We start from the raw sequence: 438 nt of genomic DNA, 5'->3' as shown, positions 1-438 counted from the left end.
CGCGTATCAAAACATCTGGCGCGATATCAAGCACTGAGCCATGGACGTCGCCCCGGCCCTGGTGTCGGGGCGGCTCCGCGCGGTGCGGGGCGGCGGTTCCCACCCGGGCCGAGCGGCTCCGGGGCGACGAGGATGCTATGGCCGAGAATGACGATCTGAAGGCGCTGATCCGCACCATCCCGGATTTCCCAAAGCCCGGCATCCAGTTTCGCGACATCACCACTTTGCTGCTCGATGCTGCGGGTTTTGCCAGCGCGATCACGCGGATGGCAGCGGCCACGCGCGGCCCGGTCGATCTGGTCGCCGGGATCGAGGCACGCGGCTTCATTTTTGCAGCAGCTCTCGCCGCGCCGCTGAACGCCGGCGTGCTGTTGATCCGTAAGGACGGCAAGCTGCCCGGCGCAACCATTGCCGAGGATTATGCGCTCGAATAAGGCA

The 438-nt window shown here is 66.0% G+C and carries 1 protein-coding gene; it reads left to right on the top strand.

Features of this window, described 5'->3' with window-relative positions; all coding sequences use genetic code 11:
* Nucleotides 1-137: 137 nt before the first annotated feature.
* On the top strand, nucleotides 138-434 hold the full coding sequence (locus AACY08_RS29890) for a hypothetical protein (protein WP_339472695.1): 297 nt from the start codon (nucleotides 138-140) through the stop codon (nucleotides 432-434).
* Nucleotides 435-438: the final 4 nt, after the last annotated feature.

The sequence above is a fragment of the Pseudomonas sp. EL_65y_Pfl1_R83 genome (assembly GCF_963970695.1).
In the GTDB taxonomy this organism is placed as follows: Bacteria; Pseudomonadota; Gammaproteobacteria; order Pseudomonadales; family Pseudomonadaceae; genus Aquipseudomonas; species Aquipseudomonas tritici.
Note: the sequence above shows the minus strand (reverse complement) of the source record. Positions and strands in the feature narration are given on the sequence as shown.

What these genes read in the sequence shown, in the direction of transcription:
- AACY08_RS29890 (WP_339472695.1), top strand. Translation starts at nt 138, where the DNA reads ATGGCCGAGAATGACGATCTGAAGGCGCTGATCCGCACCATCCCGGAT.